This window comes from Nonomuraea sp. CA-218870, assembly GCF_050936535.1.
GTDB classification, from domain to species: domain Bacteria; phylum Actinomycetota; class Actinomycetes; order Streptosporangiales; family Streptosporangiaceae; genus Nonomuraea; species Nonomuraea corallina.
Genome location: NZ_JBNJMN010000002.1, coordinates 103614 through 121325, shown reverse-complemented (window position 1 = coordinate 121325; position 17712 = coordinate 103614). Strand labels below are relative to the sequence as shown.

The following is a 17712-nucleotide window of genomic DNA, read 5'->3' as shown; positions in this document are numbered from 1 at the left end:
TCGCCCAGCCCATACACGGACATGACGTTCAGGCGGTACGCTCTGGCGTGCCCGAATCTTCGACCGCGAGGCCACCGTTACCGGCGCTCACCCGTGCCTTGATCGGCCCGCCGGGCAGGTGTTGCTCCCCCTCGTCGCCCTGACGGGGCTGATCACCCTCGACTACACGAGCATGCCGGGTGGCGGCTCCTTGGAGCTCCTGGTGCTGGGTCTCGCGCTGGCGATGAGCACGGTGATCGTCTTCTTGGCTCGTTTCGCGGTGGCCCTGGTGCGCTCGGACGGCCGTCCGGGGCTGCGCGCGCACTGGATCCGGTGGGTGGCCGCGCCGGTCATGGGGGTGACGGTGATCGGACTGGTATACGCCGATGTGCCGTTCACCGCCCGGTTCGCACTCTCGCAGCCGAGTCTGGAGAGCTTCGCACGGCAGGTGGCCGGCGGAGACGCTGAGCACGATGACCAATGGGTGGGGCTCTTTCCCGTGGAATCGGTCCAGCGGGTCGACGGCGGGGCGCGGTTTCTGGTGAGGGGCACCGGGTTCCTGGATCGCTACGGCTTCGCCTGGATTCCGGACGGTGTGCCGGAGGAGGAGCACCACATGGACTACACGCCTGTCGAAGGCCCCTGGTATGTGTGGGAGATGCGGTGGTGAGGGTTCCCGGCAAGCCCGGCCTCTGGGTCATCGTCGCCGTCGCGCAACTGCCCGTCGCCTACTACCTGCCGGGCCGCGTCTCCTGGCCGATGGTGCCGTTGATCGCTCTGGCCGCCATGATCGCCGCTGTGACCAGGGCTTACCAGGACGCGGCACAGTACCGTGCCGAGGAACCCGTCGTGGACGCGGATGACGGGCCGCGAGCGGTCTGACGCATTGATCGCAGCCGCCTTCAAGCGGGTCCGTCCAGGACTCTGCGAGCTGGCGTAGAGATCTTGCGCGACCTCAAGGGAGCCACTCCACTACATCCGGCGTCTCCTGGAGAAGATCATGAAATCCACTGCTTGGCCGGTCTACAGTCCCTTCGCGCGTGAACACTACGGCCGCGGCCTCGAAGAAGGCCAGACGATAGGGAAAGCCCAAGGTAAGGCCGAGGGCAGGGCGGAAGAAGCTGCCCGGTTGGTGGTGCTCCTGCTGGAAGCCCGGAGCTTCGCTGTCTCGGACGACATCCGGGCCCGCGTCACCTCCTGCACCGACCTAGGCCGGCTCGAATCATGGGCCACCCGCGCGGCGACCGCCCGGTCCCTCGACGACCTGTTCGGCGAATCGCAGGAGTAGTTCTTGGGCGGCCCGCTCACCTCTGGCGGATTCCGCCGGTTTCCGGCCAGTCCACGGCGGCCGATCTAGGACGGCGTCCTGCCCGTTGAGGGCCACAGCTGGAACAGGTAATCCTCGCCCGTGGCCGACACGCGCAGGTGGTAGGTGCCGGGGCCGCCGACGTCCAGCCAGTCGGCGTCGTCCTCCACCAGGGGGTTGACCTCCAGTTGCCCACTGTCGAGGTGGACGGTCGCCTGGGCGGTGCGTTCGGCCGGTCCGTGGGCGGGGGGTTCGCCGTCCCAAGCTTCGATGGTGAGCGTCGAGTCGTGCGGGTCGCCGTCGAGGGTGACGACGATGACGGAGTTCCGCCCGGTGAACAGCCACCGGGCGGGGTCGCCGAACTCCCTGACCGCGTCCTGAGGGCCGCCGTCGTCCAGCAGGTCGAAGCTGCGGTGGTCGACGTGGGTGGTGGTCCTCAGGACGGCGGTCAGGTGAGCCATGTCAGCGGTGGGCCTGGATGGACCCGTGGTCGATGGTCTGCGGTTGGGCCATGTCCAGGTCGTACCCCGCTCCGCGGACGTTGTCGTAGGTGAGTGTGGTGGTCGGGTAGTCGCCGGCCGACGTGGGCCAGACGACCAGGCGGAACCGGTCGGGGTTGGAGTCGTAGGCGTACAGGACGAACCCCTGGTCACCGCTGACGCCCTTGACCGCGATCTTGTCGTCCGGGGTGACGACCAGCCATTCCAGCGTCGACGAGGTCAGGTCCAGGGGCAGGCCCTTGACCTCGTACGACACCTTGCCATTGCGCGGCGCCGGTCCCTCGTCGTGCGGGTGGTACTTGGGGTTGAACTGGAAGTGGCCGCGCCCGGTCGCCGACGGGTCGCCGGTCAGCGCGCCCGCGGGAGACGTCAGGTGGCCGCCGGCGGTGGCGAAGCCGGCGTCCGGGTCGTAGACGATGATCAGGACGTCGGCCGTGTCGGAGCCGGTGTCGTCGTCGGTGACCTTCGTCTTGATCGTGTACATGCCGGGATGGGTGAAGGTGTGCGTGGCCCGGCAGGTGAGCTCGTCGCCCGCGTAGGTCGAGGACGTGCCGTCGTCCCAGTCGGTGACGCAGGTGTGGGTGTCGTTGGCGCCCGGCTCGGTGTAGGCGGCCACGTGTGTGACCTCGGTGCCCGCGCGGAAGACCTGCCAGGGTCTCGGCTCGTGCACGCCCGGCGTGTCCGGCGGGGTGGCCGGATCGTCGGCGGTCGACGCGCGTGCCACCGGCAGGGGTCCGAGCCCCGGCGCGACGTTGCCGAGCGTGAGCGTGGCGCTGTCGCTCGCCGGGCCGTTGACCGCGTCGCGGGCGGTCAGCGTGAGTGTGAACGTGCCGTCGTCGGTGCAGCTCACGGTCGTGGCGGCGGACGACGAACTGCTGAAGGAGCAGAAGGCTCCGGGGTCGACGCCGGGGCCTGGGGTGACGCTCCAGGTGAGGGTGAGGGGGTCGTTCTCCGGGTCGCTCGCGGAGCCGCGCAGGGTCACCGCCGCGCCTTCGTCGCCGCTGACGTCCGGTCCGGCGTTCGCGGTGGGCGCCAGGTTCGCCGGTGGTGTGCCGCCGCCGTCCTCCGGTTCGTCCTCTTCCGGGGGGATCGCTTCGCAGGAGTCCGAGCCCGCTGGGGGGTCGTCCTTGATGTGGACGAAGAACCCGTCCTGCTCGTAGAGGATGCGGTCGTCCCGATAGTACTTCTTCAGCGCCCGGCCGGCGCACTCGTTGTCGTCCTTGAAGGCGCCCATCACGGAGAAGTCCCAGTCGAACTTGGGCGCTTCGCAGCACGCGGCGCCCTCAGCCGTCGAGGCGAACGGGTACTCGTCGCACTGCTGGCCCTTGGACGTGTCGTAGATGTCCGTCGGCAGGGTGGCGCAGGTGCTGCGTACCACGTTGCGATTCTTCGTGTAACGCGGGTCGGGCGTCTTGCTCGCGTTGATCCGGTGCAGGGCCAGGTCGTCGTTCCGCTCGCCCGGATGGAACTTGCCCGGGATGAGCTTGGCCGCTTCCTTGCGCGGATAGGTCTGGAACGGCGCTCCGTCGCGCTCGCACCACGGCTCCGCCTGCGCGCACCGGATGTGCTTGGCCACCTCGTCGACCCGGTCGTCGTTCACCGAGTACTGGAGGTGGGGGATGACGTCGTCGAAGACGCAGGCCCCGCGACGCTTGAGGCCGAAGTTCGTGGCCGAGTCGCAGCGGATCGTCCGCTGGTCCGACTGTCCGTCCGCGAGCCGGAAGTTCCAGCTGTCGATGACGTATCCGTGGAAGAACCAGAGATGGCGGGAGACCTTGTCCGGCATCGAGCTGACGGACCCGTCGGAGGTGAGCTCGAAGGACGTCCACCGGCCGATCCAGTCCTTGATCTGCATGCCGGTGTGGGAGAAGTCCTCGCCGCAACCGCTCTCTCCGAAGCAGCCCACCCGCTGGTACAGCATGGACTCCGGACGGATGTAACCCTTGGTCGTCGGCCAGTAGTCGGCGTCGTCGCCGCGGAAGAAGACGGTGATGCCGCGCTTGCCGTCGTCACGCCCGTACGCGACGGCGGAGAACTCCATCGTCATGCTGGCCGTCAGCCGGGTGCCCGTCTGGCCGGTGGTGAACTTCTTGGCTTCGAGCTGGTACCGCTGGCACCACATGAACCTGTTGTAGACGCGGCCGAACCGGTTGTGCGCGCCCTCGCTGTTGAGGCAGTCGTCCACCTCGGTGCCGCCGGGCTCGCCCGGCGGGCGACGCGGGTCGGTGGCGGCCTTGGTGGCGAGAGGATCGAGCGAGGACGTCTGCCCGAGTTGGCGGGCGGTACGCCGGGCGGCCTCGCCCAGGTCGCCGGAGCGCTCCGCGAGCCTCGGCGCCGCCGCCTTGCCCGCCTCGTCGATGCCGGTGTACGAGACGACGCCGAAGTCGCGCGGCGCCTCCCGCGCCTGGGCGGCGCCGCCGAACACCGGAGTGCACAGAGCCGCGACCAGAATCGGGACGAGCAGCCGGAGCAGGGTTAATCGCCCCGTGCGCCATAACATGCGCATGATTTCTCCCCGTGAGCGAATGGTGACAGCATGATCTGTCACGTTGCCACGCGCATGATATGTCCGCTTCCACGGTCTGACAGGGCCCAATCACGCCGGCCGGCCGCAGCCGCTTCCAAGCGGATCGGAAGCAGCGAGGCCTATTCCTGGACGGGTCCACGTCCCCACGTCTCCCGGAGTCGCGCCCATGCGATCGCTGGTCTTCCTCGCCGCCCTGGTCCTGCCCTGACGATGGCCGCTCCCACCTCGGCCGATCCGACCTCGTGGAAGTGGCGGGCCGTGCACTCCGCCGACGGCATGGACCGGCGAGTGCTCGAAGCAACGGACCATCCTCACCCAGGGCGGCTGAGGCACTGACGCGCGTGGAGTACGGGTCGGCGGTAGGTAAACGACCAGCCCGCACAGGGATAACCCTCCGGCATGGTAGGGAATAACCTCATCTCCTTCAAGCACCTGGCCTTCGCTCCTCCCGCCCGGCGGGCCACGTGACGGAGGCGCCCGACTCCGGCAGCGGCGTCATCCGGAACGCGGATCATCGCGGCGGGCCGCATCGGCTGGTCACGCCTCACTTACCGTGCGTTGAGGAGTTCACGGGTCAGGACGTCGCCCCACCAGGTCTCGACGCGGTCGGGGGACCAGCCGCGTTCGCCGGTGAGCACGACGTAGACGTCGATGTTGCAGATGGCGGCGTAGACGTCGACGGCCGTCGCCACGTCCAGGCCGGTCCGCAGGACGCCGTCCGGCCAGGAGGAGAACGCCTGGACGCGGGTCTCGTCGGCGCGGCGGCGGCCGTCGCTGTAGAGGGTGGCCAGGTCCGGCTCCGTGCGGGCCGCTTCCCGTACGAGCATGATGATGTCGCCCGAGCGTTCGTAGAGCCGGCGGTCGAAGCCGGCCATGGCGGCGAGTTGCCGCGCCGGGTCCGCGGCGGGGTCCTCGAGTTGGGCCAGCAGGTGCGGCACGTCTCCGCTCAGGTCGGCGGCGTCGGCCAGGGCGCGGGCGAGGCCGGTCTTGTTGCCGTACGTGGAGTAGACGGTCGGCACGGAGACTCCGGCTTCGCGTGCCACGTCGCGCACCGTGGTCTGGGCCCATCCCCGGGTGAGGAAGAGGGTACGGGCGGCTCGGGCGATCTCGGCCCGGGTTTCCAGCGCCTGGGTGGTGCGGCGCAACGACTCGTAGCGGCGCCGCCCCTGCTCCTCACTCATGATCCTCCACTTCGCTTTACGGTGCTTATAATCAATACGCGTGGCGTCATAACACAGGTGCCACGACGGCCAAGCTAGCGGAGGAGCGTACGTGAGACTTGTGATCTTCGGGGCCAACGGCCGGACGGGCCGAATCGCCACCGCCCAGGCGCTCACCGAGGGGCATGCCGTCACCGCGGTGACCCGGCGTCCGGAGGAGTTCCCCCTGGAGGATCCCGGGCTGGCCGTGGTGAAGGCGGACGCGCGGGACGGCGCGGCCGTGGACCGGGTCGTGGCCGGGCACGACGCGGTGATCTCGACACTCGGAGTCCCGTACGGCTCGGCGGACACCACGATGGCCACCGAGGCCGTCGCGGCCATCGTCGGAGCCATGACCGCCCACGGGGTCCGGCGGCTGGTCATGGTCACCTCGACCGGGGTGCCGATGAAACCCCCGCCCGGTGAGACGCTCTTCTACCGCAAGGTGATCGCGCCGTGGCTGGTCAGGCTGGGGCGTCCGCTGTACGAGGACGCGGCGCGCGCGGAGGAGATCGTGGCGCGCAGCGACCTCGACTGGACCGTCGTCCGTCCCTCGGGACTGTTCGACCGCGCCGGCGTCACCGGCTACACCGTCGGTCCCCCGCAGATGGTCGGCCGGTTCACCTCTCGCCGCGACCTGGCGGACGCGCTCATCCGGGAGGCCGTCGAGGACCGCAACCCGCGGGCCGTCGTCGAGGTCATCACCACCGAAGGCACCCCGAACCTCTACCGCATGCTCGCGAAGGAGGCGCTGCACATCGGATGACCCCGCAAACGCGACAGGCACGAACCTCGCCGGCGAGGTTCGTGCCTGTTCGTCATCCCCGCGCCGGAGACGTCACACTCCCCCCATGGAAACGACGGTTCCGGACGCGGTGCCGCGTGGACGTTCTACACGTCCTTGCACCACATCCAGCCGTGGTCGGAGACCCAGCACTGGTACCAGCCGTCATTCGGGCGGGCCTGGGCGGCGCCGGCGACGAGGGACAGGGAGGCCGCGGCGATCACCGTCACGGCGGCGATGCGGCGGCCGGCGCGCGCGAAGGCGCCGGACTTCTTCTCGATGCTCATGGGAAGGATTCCACCGCACCCCACTTGTAACGATCTTGGATCCGACTGCAACGGCGATCAGATCCAGTAGATCATGAGCAGGGCGACGCAGAGGGCCAGCGCCATGAGGCCGAGCGTCCGCGGCCGTCGGGCGGCCTCCCACAGGGATGCCTTGACCAGGACGGCGATCATGGCCAGAGCCAGCACCAGGTGCAGCGCGTACCACCAGATCGTGCCCGCGACGTAGGCGCTGAGCACGTCGTCGGTGCTGGCGTAGCCGGCGATCCCGCCGGTCACGCACAGCGCCACCGCCGCGATCGCGTACCGGTGCCGTGCGAGCACGACCCAGACGCAGACCCCCAGAATGAGGACGAACAGCGACTTGTGGTGCAGCTGGCGCATGCTCAGGCCGCCGTCCACGTCGAAGCTGATCCGCAGAGTGGAGGCGTAGGCGTCGCTCATGGGGGTGCCCCGCAGCGGCTCGTAGGCGCCGTCGTAAACGGTGAGGCCGTCGCCGGGGGTGAAGTGGAAGGCGAGGAAGCCGCCGGTGATCAGGGCGAAGAGAAAACAGAAAAGCAGCGTCTCGCCCACTAATTGTCCTGCTCGATCCATTCGACATATCCCACCACAGGAAAGACGCTCGCATATGCGATTGAGAGGGCCGTGCATGGACCGGTTTCCCCGGCCCGGCCACGATGGAGCACATGCTGGTACTCCCTCTCATCGCCCTGGTGCTGCACGGCGCGCTCGCCGGCCTCTTCTACGCCTTCTCCATGTCCGTCATGCCGGCGCTCGACGCCGTCGAGCCCGCCCAGGCCGAGACGGTGATGCGCAGCGTCAACAGGAAGATCCTCAACCCCTGGCTCTTCGTCGCGTTCCTCGGGGCGCCGATCGCGGCGCTGGTCGCCGGGCTGTTCGCCGACGGCCCGGCCGCGATCTGGTTCTTCGCCGCCGCCGGGGTGAACTTCGTCGGCTCCTTCCTGGTCACCGTGGTGATCAACGTGCCGATGAACAATGCCGTCGACACGGGCACGATGCCGTGGAAGGACTACTCGCCGCGGTGGACCGCCTGGAACACGGTCCGGGCCGCGGTGTGCCTGGCGAGCCTCGCCCTGGTGGGCGTCGGCCTCGCTCAGCTGTAGCGCTGACGGGCCGCCCACAGCATGCCGCGTTCGATGATCGTGCGTACGGTGTCGTCCCGCAGCACGTCGAGGCTGTGGCCGGGGGTCGTGACGAAGATGCGGCCGGTCCCCCAGCGCCGGGTCCAGATGGCCGGTGAGGTGACCTCGCGGTGCCAGGGGTCCCACGGGCGGACCTTCTGCGTGGTCGTGGCCAGCACGTCGACGTAGTCGTCGGTCAGCACCCAGTACTGCTCGGTCACGAGGTCGAAGTCCGTCAGGCCCTCGGTGATGGGGTGGGCGCCCGCCTCGGGGAGCAGGTTCACGGTGTACGGGACGAAGTTGTGCGCCTCGGCGCTCTCGTGCGGCTCGGCGGGGTCCTTGCCGGGATGGCAGGCGAACTGCCCGCCGATCAGGTGGAGGTAGTCGGAGGAGTTGCGGAAGGAGTCGGCGATGCCGCCGTGCCAGCCCGCCATGCCGGTGCCCGCCTCGATCGCGGCGCGCAGGCCGGCCAGTTCGTCCGGCTCGATCGTGCCCATCGTGTAGCACTGCACGACCAGGTCGACGCCGGACATGAAGGCGGCGTCCGCGTACGGCGCCGGGGAGCCGGCCCGGTGCACCTCGAAGCCGTGCCGTTCGAGGAAGGGGATGAAGAGTTCGGTGGCGGCGACCGGGACATGCCCCTCCCAGCCGCCGCGCACCACCAGTGCCTTACGGATCGCCATGCTCGCGCCTATCGCTCGGGGGTCCGACGCCTCCGATCGTCGCAGCTGTGGCGGGCGTACTAGAAGATGCGGTACTTGCGGCCGCAGTTGTCGAACTTCCCGGCCCAGCAGGTGAAGGTGTAGACCTTCGTGATGCCCCGGCCGCTCCAGGCGCCGACGACCTTACCGTCCCACGCCTTGGTGAAGCGGTGCCGGTTGCCGTTCTTGTAGTACTCGAACCACACCCAGCCCTTCTTGCCGCCGCGCTTGTCCACCCCGTACCACTTCGTGAACACCTTGCCGTGGCGCTTCCAGGTCTTGCCGAACGTGTAGGCCTTGCGGTCACTGGAGAAGACCTTGCCCCAGTCTCCGCTGCTCGTCACGGTCGCCGTGGTCGCCGTGGTCGCCGTGGTCGTGGCCTGGGCCGCCGGGCTGAGCGCGACGCCCGTGACGGCCATCGAGCCGGCCAGGGCCGCGATCGCGAAGGTCTTGCGCATGAGGGTTCCTCCCCGTTTCGGTGCTGCCGGTTTCGTCCGGCAGCACGGACATTACGGAGACTTCCGGTGGCTATCTGTGGAGGAATCCACAGATACGACGTGATGGGCGCCACACGGGTGTCCCGGCCGGAGGCGGACTGCCGGCGGACCGGAACAGACAGCGCTTGACCGCCGCCGCCTTCGCGCTGAAGGACCGTTCGGGGCACGACTACGCGGCCGGGTACGACGAACGGCCGGTGGACAGCTGACGCGGAGCCATGTCACCATCGCTGACATGATCGTGAGAAAGGACCGCGCCACCCCGAGCCGGTGAGCGCACCCGCGCGGCGGGAAGCCGCGACCATCCGCGAAGAATGGCTGGGCCTGGCGTTGTCGACCCGGCCCTGCGACCGTCAGGCGGCCGAGGCCGCCATCCGCGAGCTCTACCTCCTGGCCGGGTTCGGCCCGCCACGCTTCCACTGGGCGTCCTCGCCCGTCACCGCCCTCGCCACGCTGCCGCCGGGCTTCCGGCCTCGCCCCGACGAGCATCCTGACCGGCTGCGGCACTGGCCGGTGGTCGAGAGCCTGTCCCGTCTGGCGGCCGAGCTGCGCGGACAGGTCGACGCCGCGGTCCGGGGCGTCCACCGGGAGCTCGACGTGCTGATCCGCGCCGGGGTGCACGACCCGCTCGCCTGGTCGGCGCTCCAGCTCGTCACGGTGCCGGAGGCGGCGCACGACCGCCCGTCGCGGCGCACGAGCTGGTACGAGAACGTCACGGCCGTCGCCTGGCAGGCGCGGCACGACGCGCTGCGCCGGCTGGGCGGCGTCGAGGCGCTGAGCCGGGCCGGGGAACGGCAGGCCCGGCTGTGGGCCGCCGTGGCCCGCTCGTGCGGCTGGTGGTGGCCGCGCCGGGACCTGTGCGTGCTCTCGGAACGCCCGTCCGAGCTGCGCACCGAGGTGTGCGGCGAGCGCGGCGAGGTGCGGATGCACCACGACGGCGGCCCGGCCGTGCGGTTTGCCGACGGCTGGGACGTGCACGCCTGGCACGGCACCCGGGTGCCGTCCTGGGTGAGCACCGGCCCTTCCGCCGAACGCATCGCACAGGAACGCAACGTCGAGGTCAGACGGTGCGCGATCGAGCGCCTCGGCTGGGACGCCTACATCGAGCAGGCAGGGCTCCGGCTGGTCGCCGCCGCCCCCGACCCCGGCAACCCCGGCTCCGAGCTGCGGCTGTACGACGTGCGCGCGGACACCAGGGTGCTGCTCGCCGTCAACGGATCCGTCGAGCGCGACGGGACCCGCCGCCGCTACGGGCTGACCGTGCCGTGGTACTTCGACGACCCGATCGCCGCCGCCGGCTGGACCTACGGGCTGTCCGCCGGCCAGTACGCGAGCCTTCTCCGCCGAACCTGAGGTGAATGCCATGAACGTGACTCTCGCCACCCTCGAAGCGCAGACCGGGCTGACCGCGCTCGACCATCTGGAGCGGTCGGTCCGCATCCCCGTCGTCGACGGCCTCCAGGCCCAGGGCGACCTGATCGTCATCCCGCTGGCCATGATCGCCGGGTCCGTCCGCCGCTCCCGCTCACCCGAGTGCTGGGAGTACGTGCCCCCGCATGGCGTCGACCTGCTGCGCGGCCAGGCCGGCGGCAACACGCACACCCTCGTCGCCGAACCGTTCACCTGCCGGTGGACCCCGTGGATGTCCGATTCCGAACGGCTGGCCATCGGCATGTTCGAGACCACCGCCCCGGCCTACCTGCTGCACCCGGAGCACGGGGCGACGGGCTGCGCGCCCGGCGCGTACGTGATCCGCCGCCAGCGCGAGCGGGAAGGGCACCGGGCGCGCCTGGTCGCCGACTGATCCGTCAGGGGCAGGGGGCGAACAGGGGACGGGTGCCGGTGGCGTAGGCCGACGGGTCGGTGAACCGGCACCCGTAGTCCGGATCGGCCACGACCGAGGGCGTGATCACGTCGTCGCCCGCGGGCCGGGGGCCGCCGCGCTGCCACCGCACGAGGTCGTCCCAGGCGGCGCCGGCCTCGGCGTCGCTGAACTCGCAGTGGCCCACGGCCCGGATCGCCCGCTGCACCAGGTGCTTCGTCCGGCCGTGCCGGGCCACGTCCTTGCGGTACTCCTGCTCCATCGAGAACGGCACGAAGTTGTCGCCCAGGTCGTGCAGCGACAGCACCGGCACGTCGATCCGGCCCGACACGCTCGGCACGGCGGTGAGCGCGCGGCTGAACCGGGTCGCCGGGTCCGCGGGCGGCACCCGCTGGACGGTCGCGTTGACGTTCACCGGCGAGGCGGGCGCGTAGCGGGTGCCGAGGTTCGTGGCCACCCGCCCCGGCTCCTGCGCCGTCGTGCCGCCCCCGTCCGGCCCGGCCAGCCCGAACAGGAAGTCCTTCCAGTACGCGAACGCGACGTCCGCGCCGGGCCGCTCGCCGCCGCTCCGGTTGATCACGATCTCCCGCAGCTGCCCGCCGAGCGCGTTGCCCGGCTCCTGCCCGGTCAGCCCGAGGCGCTCCTGGATCTTCGGCACGGCCGAGGTCGCGTAGTCGGCCGGGAACGGGTAGGCGGGCACGTCCGCCAGGTCCTGGGCGACCAGGTGGAAGTCGAGGAAGAAGTCGAACAGCTCGTGGTCGCCGAGCGCCCCGCACAGCGGCAGCGCGGCGTCGTAGAAGCCGGGGTACTCCTCCAGCGACCGGACCGTGACGTGCCCGCCCATCGACGCCCCGGAGATGAACGTGCGCTTCGGCCTGCCGACCAGCCGCGCGAAGTGGCCGGCCAGCGCGCGGGTGCTGAGCACCCCGGCCCGCACGTCGTAGTCGTTGGCGTAGTACGAGGAGGCCGCCCAGGCGTATCCCTGGTCGAGCAGCCGCTGCCGGAGGCCGTAGCCGGGCGGGTCGACCGAGAGCACCCGGGTGGCGCCGCGGAAGCCGTGTGCCCACATCGCGAGGCCGCCGTTCCAGCGCGGCGGCACCTCGATCTGGTACGCGGCGTGCCCGTGCACCCCTTGCAGGACCCGGGCCGGCTCGCCGCGCACGATCGCGGGGGCGAGAGGCGGGTTGTCGATGGTGTAGCCGGGCAGCGGCTGGTCGTCGGGCACCCCCGGCCGCGGATGCCCCGCCGCGGAACCACCGGCGTCCGCCGGGCCGGGCGGGCCGGTGCGGGCTTCCGCCGCGCCGGGCACGAGCAGCGCGGCCGCCAGGGCGAGGGCGGAGAGAACCAGGCTCGGACGGCGCATCAGCCGTCACCTCCGGGCGAGCTGATCGGGGGAGTGCGGGTGACTCGTTCATACTCCGCCGCGGCGGGCGGTGGAAGGGTCCCTCACCGGGCGGCACGGTTGGCGGCCCGGCGCCCGGGTAGCCACGAGCCCATGACCGTGCGGAACGACGTCATCTCTCTCGTCCAGGCCGACCATCGCCGGATCGAGGTCCTGTTCAAGCGGCTGCTGCTGAACCAGCAGGACCCCGGGCCCGCCATCAGCGCGCTGCACGCCCTGCTGACCGCGCACCTCCGCGCCGAGGAGGACGTGTTCTATCCGCTCCTGAACGCCCACCACGGCTTCGCCCAGCACAAGGAGGCCGAGGTCCACCTGGACGCGCTGCGGCGGGCCGACGCCGGGACGCCCGGGCTCACCGAGGCGCTGCACCAGCTCGTCGTGTCGGTGATGGCGCACTTCTGCGACGAGGAGACGACGATCCTCCCGATCCTGGCCCGCAGCATGACCGGGGAGGAGCTGGCCGAGCTGGGCGCGGCGTTCCGGGACGCCCGGCAGCGCGAGCTGGACGCGCTGCGAGGCCGCCCGGCCGAGGGCGAGCCCCGCCGGGCGACCGGCCGGTTCGGCACGGGCAAGACCGGGGTGCAGGAGGTGCTCACCACGCTGTGACCCCCGGCCCGGCGCGCACGAGCCGGGGGATGCCGGTCAGGACGAGCCGATGGGCACGAACCCGCTGCCCGCCCGGTAGTGGGGCGACTGGTGGCGGAAGTAGGTGTTGTAGACCTGGCAGTAGCGGCCGCCCCTGGCCAGCAGCGTCAGGTGGTCGCCCTCCTCGACGATGCGGCCGTGGTCGAGCACGATGATGCGGTCGACGTTCTCGATCGTGGACAGCCGGTGGGCGATGACGATGGAGGTGCGGTCGGCGAGCACCACGTCGAGGCCCTCCTGGATCTGGGCCTCGGTGAGCGGATCGACGCTGGCCGTGGCCTCGTCGAGCACCACGATCGCCGGGTCCTGGACGAGCAGGCGGGCCAGCGCGACGAGCTGGCGCTGGCCCATCGACAGGGCCCGGCCGTGCTCCCCGACGTCGGTGGCGAGGCCCTGGGGCAGGGCGTCGATCCAGTCGCCGCCGCCGACCGCCTCGGCCGCCGCGCGCACCTCGTCGTCGGTCGCGTCGGGCCTGGGGTAGCGGACGTTGTCGGCGACCGTGCCGCTGAACAGGAACGGCGCCTGCGGCACCGCGCCGATCTGCCGGCGGTAGTCGCCCAGGTCGAGGCCGCGGATGTCGCGGCCGTCGACGAGCAGGCGGCCTTCCTGGAACTCGTAGAAGCGGGTGATCAGCTTGCTCAGGGTGGACTTGCCGGCGCCGGTGTGGCCGACGAGAGCGACCGTCTCACCCGCCTCGATGCGCAGGTCGAAGTCGCGCAGCACCGGGTGGGCCGGGTCGTAGCCGAAGGTGACGCCCTGGAACTCGATGCGGCCGGCCAGCCTGCCGACCGGCTCCGCGCCGGTCTGCACCACCCGCGGCGGCGCGTCGATCAGCGCGAAGACCCGCTCCGACGCCGAAAGGCCCTGCTGGAACTGCGACCAGAACGCGGCGATCGACGTCAGCGGGAACCAGAACAGCGCCACGCCCTGGAGGAACAGGTACCAGTCACCGGCCGACAGCCGCCCGCCGAGCACGGCCGTGCCGCCGAACTGGACGAGCGCGACCGTGGCCAGCCCGGCGACCAGGAACAGCACGGGGAAGATGGCCGAGAAGACGAAGCCCTGGCGCAGCGTCACCTGGTAGCTCTGCCGGTTGATCGGCAGGAACTCGTCGTAGACCTGCCGCTCCTGGCGGAAGCTCTTGGCCACCGCGATGCCGCCCATGGTCTCCTGCAGGTTGGCGTTGACCCGGCTGAGCGAGCGCTGCGCCCTGCGGGTGGTGGCGCGGGCGAGCCGCCGGAACAGCAGGGCCAGGCCCATCACCACCGGCACCACGAGGAGCGTCAGCAGGGCCAGCTCGACGCTGCGCAGGAACAGCAGCACCGTGACGAACCCGACCATCAGCACCTGGCTGACCAGGTCCATGGTGAGCGTGGACACGGTGGCGAAGTCGTCGGTGTCGGACGTCACCCGGCTGACGATCCGGCCGGAAGGCGTCTCGTCGTAGAACGACAGGTCGCGCTGGAGAACCGCGTCGAAGGCGTCCTCGCGCAGGTGGAGCACGACGTCGCCGGTCACGCGGGCGCTGAACCACTGGCGGAAGAAGTTGAACACCCAGCCGAGGCCCCCGGCCAGCAGCAGCGCCCCGGAGAGCGGCCAGGCGACGTCGCCGATCGTGCCGTCCTGGACGGCGTCGACGCCCGAGCTGACCACGAGCGGCACCGCCGCCTGGCCCAGCGCCCCCAGCACGATCATGGCGGCGACCACCAGCATCGCCCCGAACTTGGGCCGGAAGTAGGACAGGATCCGGCGCAGCAGCTCGCGGTCGTTGTAGGTGCGGTCGTAGTCCTCGGCCTCCAGGCCGTCCATCAGGAAGCCCATCAGGAAGCCCTCCCCTGCTCGCCCGCCAGCACGGGCGCGTCGCCCTCGCCGGGCAGGGCCTCGTCGTAGTGGGCGAAGATCCGGCGGTAGAGAGGGCTGCGGCCGAGCAGCTCGTCGTGGCTGCCGAAGTCGACCAGCTCGCCGCGTTTGAGCAGCAGGACCTTGTCGGCCCATCTGATCTGGGACAGCCGGTGGGTGATCAGCAGGGTGGTGCGGCCGTCGAGCAGGCGGCCGATCGCCTGCTGGATCAGGTCTTCGGTGGCGGAGTCGACGGCGCTGGTGGAGTCGTCGAGCACGAGGATCGCCGGGTCGGTCAGCAGCGCCCGCGCGATGGCCAGCCGCTGGCGCTGGCCGCCGGAGAGGGTGACGCCGCGCTCGCCGATGACGGTGTCGTAGCCGTCGTCGAGCTCGCCGATGAACTCGGCCGCCTGCGCGTCCTCGGCGGCCCGCACCACGTCGTCGCGGCCGGCCCGCTGGCCCAGGCCGAAGCCGATGTTCTCGGCCACGGAGCGGGAGAACAGCACGATGTCCTGCTCGATCGCGGAGATCTGGGAGCGCAGCGAGTCGAGGTCCCAGGCGCGCACGTCGACGCCGTCGACGAGGACGCGGCCGGAGGTGACGTCGTAGATGCGCGGGACGAGCTTGGTGAGCGTGCTCTTGCCGGAGCCGGTCTCGCCGACGATGGCGACCGTCTCGCCCGGCCGCACGGTGAACGACACCCCGCGCAGCACCGGGTCGCCGCCTTCGTAGCCGAACGTCACGTCGTCGAAGACGATCTCACCGGTGATGGGCGCGGCGTGGCCCTCGGCCGGCTGCTCCAGCTCGGTCTCGGCGTTGGCGATGGTCAGGATCCGGCGGGCGGCCACGATGCCGAGCTGCACCAGCGAGAACGTGAAGATCGACATCTGGGTGGGGAAGCCGAGCATGCCCATCAGCCCCATGAAGGCCACCACGTCGCCGATCGTGATCTGGCCCGCAGACTGCAGCGCGAGCGCGTGCCACAGCGCCCCGGCCATCGCGGCCGCGAAGAGCAGGGTGGGCAGGTAGCGGGCCTGCACCAGGCCGTTGCGTACGAACGAGTCGCGGTAGAGGCGGGCACGGGCGCGGAAGCGGCGGCGCTCCTGCGCCTCCTGCGCGGTGACCTTGATGACCTCGATGCCGCGCACGGCCTCGTTGAGCCCGGCGTTGAGATCGCCGAACTGCTCGCGCATCCGGGTCGCCACCGGGTTGAGCTGGCGCATGTAGTGCCAGAGCGCGAGCACGAACAGGACCGCGAACACGCCGGGCACGAGCAGCAGCCGGGGGTCGATCATGGCGATGAAGAACAGCGGCACCAGGCCGGACAGCCCGGAGTCGACGATCAGGTCGACGCCCGGGGAGATCATGATGGACAGCTGCCGGATGTCGTTGGCGGCCCTGGCCATCAGGTCGCCGATCCGCTGGCGGTTGTGGAAGGTCTGGCTCTTGCCCAGCAGGCTCACGTAGAGCTCGTCGCGGGCGTCGCGCTCCAGCCGCTTGGCCAGCACCTCACCCGAAAGCCGCGCCGCCACGTCGAACAGGCCGCGGGCCAGCACCACGGCCAGCATGACCAGCGCGATCACGCCGAGCGCGGACCGGTCGCCCAGCACCGCGTCGAAGGCCGAGCCGACGAGCTGCGTGACCATGGCGTTGAGCACCACCATGACCAGCGACCCGCCGAGGAACCCCGTCAGGTGGAGCGGGTGGCTGCGCACATGGGACCAGAGCCAGCGCACCGGGCCCCGCCGGTCGTAGACCGGCCCGGAGACGGAGAACTCCGAACTGCTGCTCACGGAAACGGCCCCCTGACCGGTCGACGGCAGACATCGAACCTTTTGTGTATCAGTGACCACCGACACTTTCCGAACGCTTTTCTCCTGGGCGAGCCGTGCTCATACTCCGGAGAGGGACCAACAGAGAGGGGCATCCTGTGCTGTACGTCTTCGGCTTCGAGCGGATCGGTGTGGCCGTCAGCGACCTGTACTTCGTCGACCCGCAACCGAACAAGGGCCAGGAGGGGCCCGAGCACGGCGTCCGGCTCGAACTGCGGATGCTCGACCAGGGCGAGCCGCAGGGCACAGTCTACGCGGCCCGCCCCATCAGCCTGGGCCGGCCGATCTGGCGGGTGGACCTGCTGGAATCCGTCGACGGGCGGCCCGGCAGCTTCGACAGGACCCACCACCACCCGGTCTTCACCGACTGGAACCCCGGCCCCCGGGTGTTCGCCAGGGACCTGTCGGCCGACCCCCTCGGCTGGCTGGCCGAGCGGCTGTCGGACCTGGACGGCGTGCTCAAGCAGGCGAACGTGGACGAGACGTACCCGCAGGACGCGGTCGCGCTGCGCGAGCGCGCCCACGAGATCATCTCCTGCGTGGAGGGCGCGCTGGCCGACGTCCGCGCGGGCCGGCTCGGCACCGCCCCGCCCGAGGGCGGCGACAGCATCCGGGCGAGCTGGCTGTGACCCGCCCGCCGGGAGGCGGGCGGCGGGGGCCGGAGCGGATCAGCTTGGGTGCATCCAGTAGCGCAGCGTGGCGCTGCTGCTCTTGAGGACCCGCGGCTCGCCCGACTCGGCCGGCCAGATCTGCAGCAGGTAGTCGTCTACCGGCCCGTCCATCCCCCTGGCGTGGTAGCGGAGGCGGTACCACCCCGGCCCGGCGGGCAGGGGCGGGAGCTCGTAGGCCGGCCCGCCCCATTCGTGCAGCGCCACCCGGCCGCCCACCGAGCGGAACCCCACCTCCACGATGTCCTCGAACTCCTCCTCGGGCCCCGGGTCGCGGTCGGCCACCGCCACCGTGAACCCGACCGTCCCGGTGTCGGCCCCGGTGATCAGGAAGGCGGCGCCCTCCTCGACCCTGATGATGCCCACCGGATGGGCCGGGTGGTCCTCCGGCAGGCCGTGGGGCCCGGTGGCCTCGTCGTCGACCAGGTAGGCCTGCCGGTAGTGGACGTGGAGGTCCACATGAACGAAGTGCGCCGTCCCGATGGTTCCGCTCATGCCGCGGATCCTAGGCAGCCCCGCTGACACTCCGGTTTCAGTCCGCTGAACGGTTGGTACCGTTGATGGCCTTCATGAAACGGGACGGTT

20 protein-coding genes are annotated in these 17712 nt (G+C 70.8%); 9 read left to right on the top strand and 11 right to left on the bottom strand.

Features of this window, described 5'->3' with window-relative positions:
- Positions 1-121: 121 nt before the first annotated feature.
- From ACQEUU_RS29235 to ACQEUU_RS29225, 3 genes are all read left to right on the top strand, one after another.
- Positions 122-649, top strand: a complete 528-nt coding sequence (locus tag ACQEUU_RS29235) for a hypothetical protein (RefSeq protein WP_433072272.1) — start codon at positions 122-124, stop codon at positions 647-649.
- Complete coding sequence (locus ACQEUU_RS29230; protein ID WP_433072270.1) at positions 643-861, top strand: hypothetical protein; 219 nt, start codon at positions 643-645, stop codon at positions 859-861. The genes ACQEUU_RS29235 and ACQEUU_RS29230 overlap by 7 nt, the downstream gene beginning before the upstream one ends.
- 118 nt (positions 862-979) lie before the next feature.
- The gene (locus ACQEUU_RS29225; protein ID WP_433072268.1) at positions 980-1267 is read left to right on the top strand and encodes a hypothetical protein; all 288 of its coding nucleotides are present in this window, start codon (positions 980-982) and stop codon (positions 1265-1267) included.
- Between the two features lie 65 nt (positions 1268-1332).
- On the opposite strand, the gene ACQEUU_RS29220 is transcribed toward ACQEUU_RS29225, so the two are convergent.
- The 3 genes from ACQEUU_RS29220 to ACQEUU_RS29210 form a co-directional block, all read right to left on the bottom strand.
- Positions 1333-1746 (bottom strand): hypothetical protein, encoded by a 414-nt coding sequence (locus ACQEUU_RS29220; protein ID WP_433072267.1) that lies wholly within the window; start codon positions 1744-1746, stop codon positions 1333-1335.
- A gap of 1 nt (position 1747) precedes the next feature.
- Entirely contained in the window at positions 1748-4291 is a 2544-nt protein-coding gene (locus ACQEUU_RS29215; protein WP_433072265.1) for a NucA/NucB deoxyribonuclease domain-containing protein, read from the bottom strand.
- A gap of 569 nt (positions 4292-4860) precedes the next feature.
- Positions 4861-5493 carry a TetR/AcrR family transcriptional regulator gene (locus tag ACQEUU_RS29210; RefSeq protein ID WP_433072263.1) on the bottom strand — a complete coding sequence of 211 codons (633 nt, stop codon included), beginning with the start codon at positions 5491-5493 and terminating at the stop codon, positions 4861-4863.
- Between the two features lie 91 nt (positions 5494-5584).
- Here ACQEUU_RS29210 and ACQEUU_RS29205 point away from each other — a divergent pair, with 91 nt between their 5' ends.
- A complete protein-coding gene (locus tag ACQEUU_RS29205; protein WP_433072261.1) occupies positions 5585-6277 on the top strand; it encodes an NAD(P)-dependent oxidoreductase in 693 nt (230 codons plus the stop codon).
- A 125-nt stretch (positions 6278-6402) separates the two neighbouring features.
- Here ACQEUU_RS29205 and ACQEUU_RS29200 read toward each other — a convergent pair whose 3' ends face one another.
- Both ACQEUU_RS29200 and ACQEUU_RS29195 read right to left on the bottom strand, forming a co-directional pair.
- The gene (locus tag ACQEUU_RS29200) at positions 6403-6582 is read right to left on the bottom strand and encodes a hypothetical protein (RefSeq protein WP_433072259.1); all 180 of its coding nucleotides are present in this window, start codon (positions 6580-6582) and stop codon (positions 6403-6405) included.
- A gap of 57 nt (positions 6583-6639) precedes the next feature.
- Positions 6640-7152 carry a hypothetical protein gene (locus tag ACQEUU_RS29195; RefSeq protein ID WP_433072257.1) on the bottom strand — a complete coding sequence of 171 codons (513 nt, stop codon included), beginning with the start codon at positions 7150-7152 and terminating at the stop codon, positions 6640-6642.
- 113 nt (positions 7153-7265) lie between these two features.
- Between ACQEUU_RS29195 and ACQEUU_RS29190 the strand changes: the two genes are divergently transcribed.
- Positions 7266-7703 carry a DUF1772 domain-containing protein gene (locus ACQEUU_RS29190; RefSeq protein ID WP_433072255.1) on the top strand — a complete coding sequence of 146 codons (438 nt, stop codon included), beginning with the start codon at positions 7266-7268 and terminating at the stop codon, positions 7701-7703.
- Here ACQEUU_RS29190 and ACQEUU_RS29185 read toward each other — a convergent pair.
- Together ACQEUU_RS29185 and ACQEUU_RS29180 are read right to left on the bottom strand one after the other, a co-directional pair.
- On the bottom strand, positions 7694-8404 hold the full coding sequence (locus ACQEUU_RS29185; protein ID WP_433072253.1) for a ThuA domain-containing protein: 711 nt from the start codon (positions 8402-8404) through the stop codon (positions 7694-7696). The genes ACQEUU_RS29190 and ACQEUU_RS29185 overlap by 10 nt on opposite strands.
- Before the next feature lie 59 nt (positions 8405-8463).
- A complete protein-coding gene (locus ACQEUU_RS29180) occupies positions 8464-8880 on the bottom strand; it encodes a hypothetical protein (RefSeq protein WP_433072251.1) in 417 nt (138 codons plus the stop codon).
- A gap of 309 nt (positions 8881-9189) precedes the next feature.
- Between ACQEUU_RS29180 and ACQEUU_RS29175 the strand changes: the two genes are divergently transcribed.
- On the top strand, positions 9190-10272 hold the full coding sequence (locus ACQEUU_RS29175; protein WP_433072249.1) for a DUF6745 domain-containing protein: 1083 nt from the start codon (positions 9190-9192) through the stop codon (positions 10270-10272).
- A gap of 10 nt (positions 10273-10282) precedes the next feature.
- Positions 10283-10723 carry a hypothetical protein gene (locus ACQEUU_RS29170; RefSeq protein ID WP_433072247.1) on the top strand — a complete coding sequence of 147 codons (441 nt, stop codon included), beginning with the start codon at positions 10283-10285 and terminating at the stop codon, positions 10721-10723.
- Between the two features lie 4 nt (positions 10724-10727).
- On the opposite strand, the gene ACQEUU_RS29165 is transcribed toward ACQEUU_RS29170, so the two are convergent.
- A complete protein-coding gene (locus tag ACQEUU_RS29165) occupies positions 10728-12104 on the bottom strand; it encodes an alpha/beta hydrolase family protein (RefSeq protein WP_433072245.1) in 1377 nt (458 codons plus the stop codon).
- A gap of 132 nt (positions 12105-12236) precedes the next feature.
- Between ACQEUU_RS29165 and ACQEUU_RS29160 the strand changes: the two genes are divergently transcribed.
- Positions 12237-12749 carry a hemerythrin domain-containing protein gene (locus ACQEUU_RS29160; RefSeq protein ID WP_433072243.1) on the top strand — a complete coding sequence of 171 codons (513 nt, stop codon included), beginning with the start codon at positions 12237-12239 and terminating at the stop codon, positions 12747-12749.
- Positions 12750-12785: 36 nt separating this feature from the next.
- Here ACQEUU_RS29160 and ACQEUU_RS29155 read toward each other — a convergent pair whose 3' ends face one another.
- Positions 12786-14609: an ABC transporter ATP-binding protein gene (locus ACQEUU_RS29155; RefSeq protein ID WP_433072241.1), complete on the bottom strand. Its 1824-nt coding sequence runs from the start codon at positions 14607-14609 to the stop codon at positions 12786-12788.
- Positions 14609-16420 (bottom strand): ABC transporter ATP-binding protein, encoded by a 1812-nt coding sequence (locus ACQEUU_RS29150; protein ID WP_433072239.1) that lies wholly within the window; start codon positions 16418-16420, stop codon positions 14609-14611. Before ACQEUU_RS29150 ends, ACQEUU_RS29155 begins: the two co-directional genes overlap by 1 nt.
- Before the next feature lie 137 nt (positions 16421-16557).
- On the opposite strand from ACQEUU_RS29150, the gene ACQEUU_RS29145 reads away from it, so the two are divergent.
- Entirely contained in the window at positions 16558-17088 is a 531-nt protein-coding gene (locus ACQEUU_RS29145) for a hypothetical protein (RefSeq protein ID WP_433072237.1), read from the top strand.
- A gap of 39 nt (positions 17089-17127) precedes the next feature.
- Here the strand turns inward: ACQEUU_RS29145 and ACQEUU_RS29140 are convergent, their stop codons facing one another.
- Positions 17128-17622 carry a hypothetical protein gene (locus ACQEUU_RS29140; protein WP_270154078.1) on the bottom strand — a complete coding sequence of 165 codons (495 nt, stop codon included), beginning with the start codon at positions 17620-17622 and terminating at the stop codon, positions 17128-17130.
- Positions 17623-17712: the final 90 nt, after the last annotated feature.

Excerpts from the sequence above, each read along its gene's own strand:
- ACQEUU_RS29190 (WP_433072255.1), top strand. The coding sequence starts at position 7,266 with ATGCTGGTACTCCCTCTCATCGCCCTGGTGCTGCACGGCGCGCTCGCC.
- ACQEUU_RS29200 (WP_433072259.1), bottom strand. The coding sequence starts at position 6,582 with ATGAGCATCGAGAAGAAGTCCGGCGCCTTCGCGCGCGCCGGCCGCCGC.
- ACQEUU_RS29225 (WP_433072268.1), top strand. The coding sequence starts at position 980 with ATGAAATCCACTGCTTGGCCGGTCTACAGTCCCTTCGCGCGTGAACAC.
- ACQEUU_RS29165 (WP_433072245.1), bottom strand. The coding sequence starts at position 12,104 with ATGCGCCGTCCGAGCCTGGTTCTCTCCGCCCTCGCCCTGGCGGCCGCG.
- ACQEUU_RS29160 (WP_433072243.1), top strand. The coding sequence starts at position 12,237 with ATGACCGTGCGGAACGACGTCATCTCTCTCGTCCAGGCCGACCATCGC.
- ACQEUU_RS29170 (WP_433072247.1), top strand. The coding sequence starts at position 10,283 with ATGAACGTGACTCTCGCCACCCTCGAAGCGCAGACCGGGCTGACCGCG.
- ACQEUU_RS29140 (WP_270154078.1), bottom strand. The coding sequence starts at position 17,622 with ATGAGCGGAACCATCGGGACGGCGCACTTCGTTCATGTGGACCTCCAC.
- ACQEUU_RS29185 (WP_433072253.1), bottom strand. The coding sequence starts at position 8,404 with ATGGCGATCCGTAAGGCACTGGTGGTGCGCGGCGGCTGGGAGGGGCAT.
- ACQEUU_RS29215 (WP_433072265.1), bottom strand. The coding sequence starts at position 4,291 with ATGCGCATGTTATGGCGCACGGGGCGATTAACCCTGCTCCGGCTGCTC.
- ACQEUU_RS29220 (WP_433072267.1), bottom strand. The coding sequence starts at position 1,746 with ATGGCTCACCTGACCGCCGTCCTGAGGACCACCACCCACGTCGACCAC.
- ACQEUU_RS29180 (WP_433072251.1), bottom strand. The coding sequence starts at position 8,880 with ATGCGCAAGACCTTCGCGATCGCGGCCCTGGCCGGCTCGATGGCCGTC.
- ACQEUU_RS29210 (WP_433072263.1), bottom strand. The coding sequence starts at position 5,493 with ATGAGTGAGGAGCAGGGGCGGCGCCGCTACGAGTCGTTGCGCCGCACC.
- ACQEUU_RS29155 (WP_433072241.1), bottom strand. The coding sequence starts at position 14,609 with ATGGGCTTCCTGATGGACGGCCTGGAGGCCGAGGACTACGACCGCACC.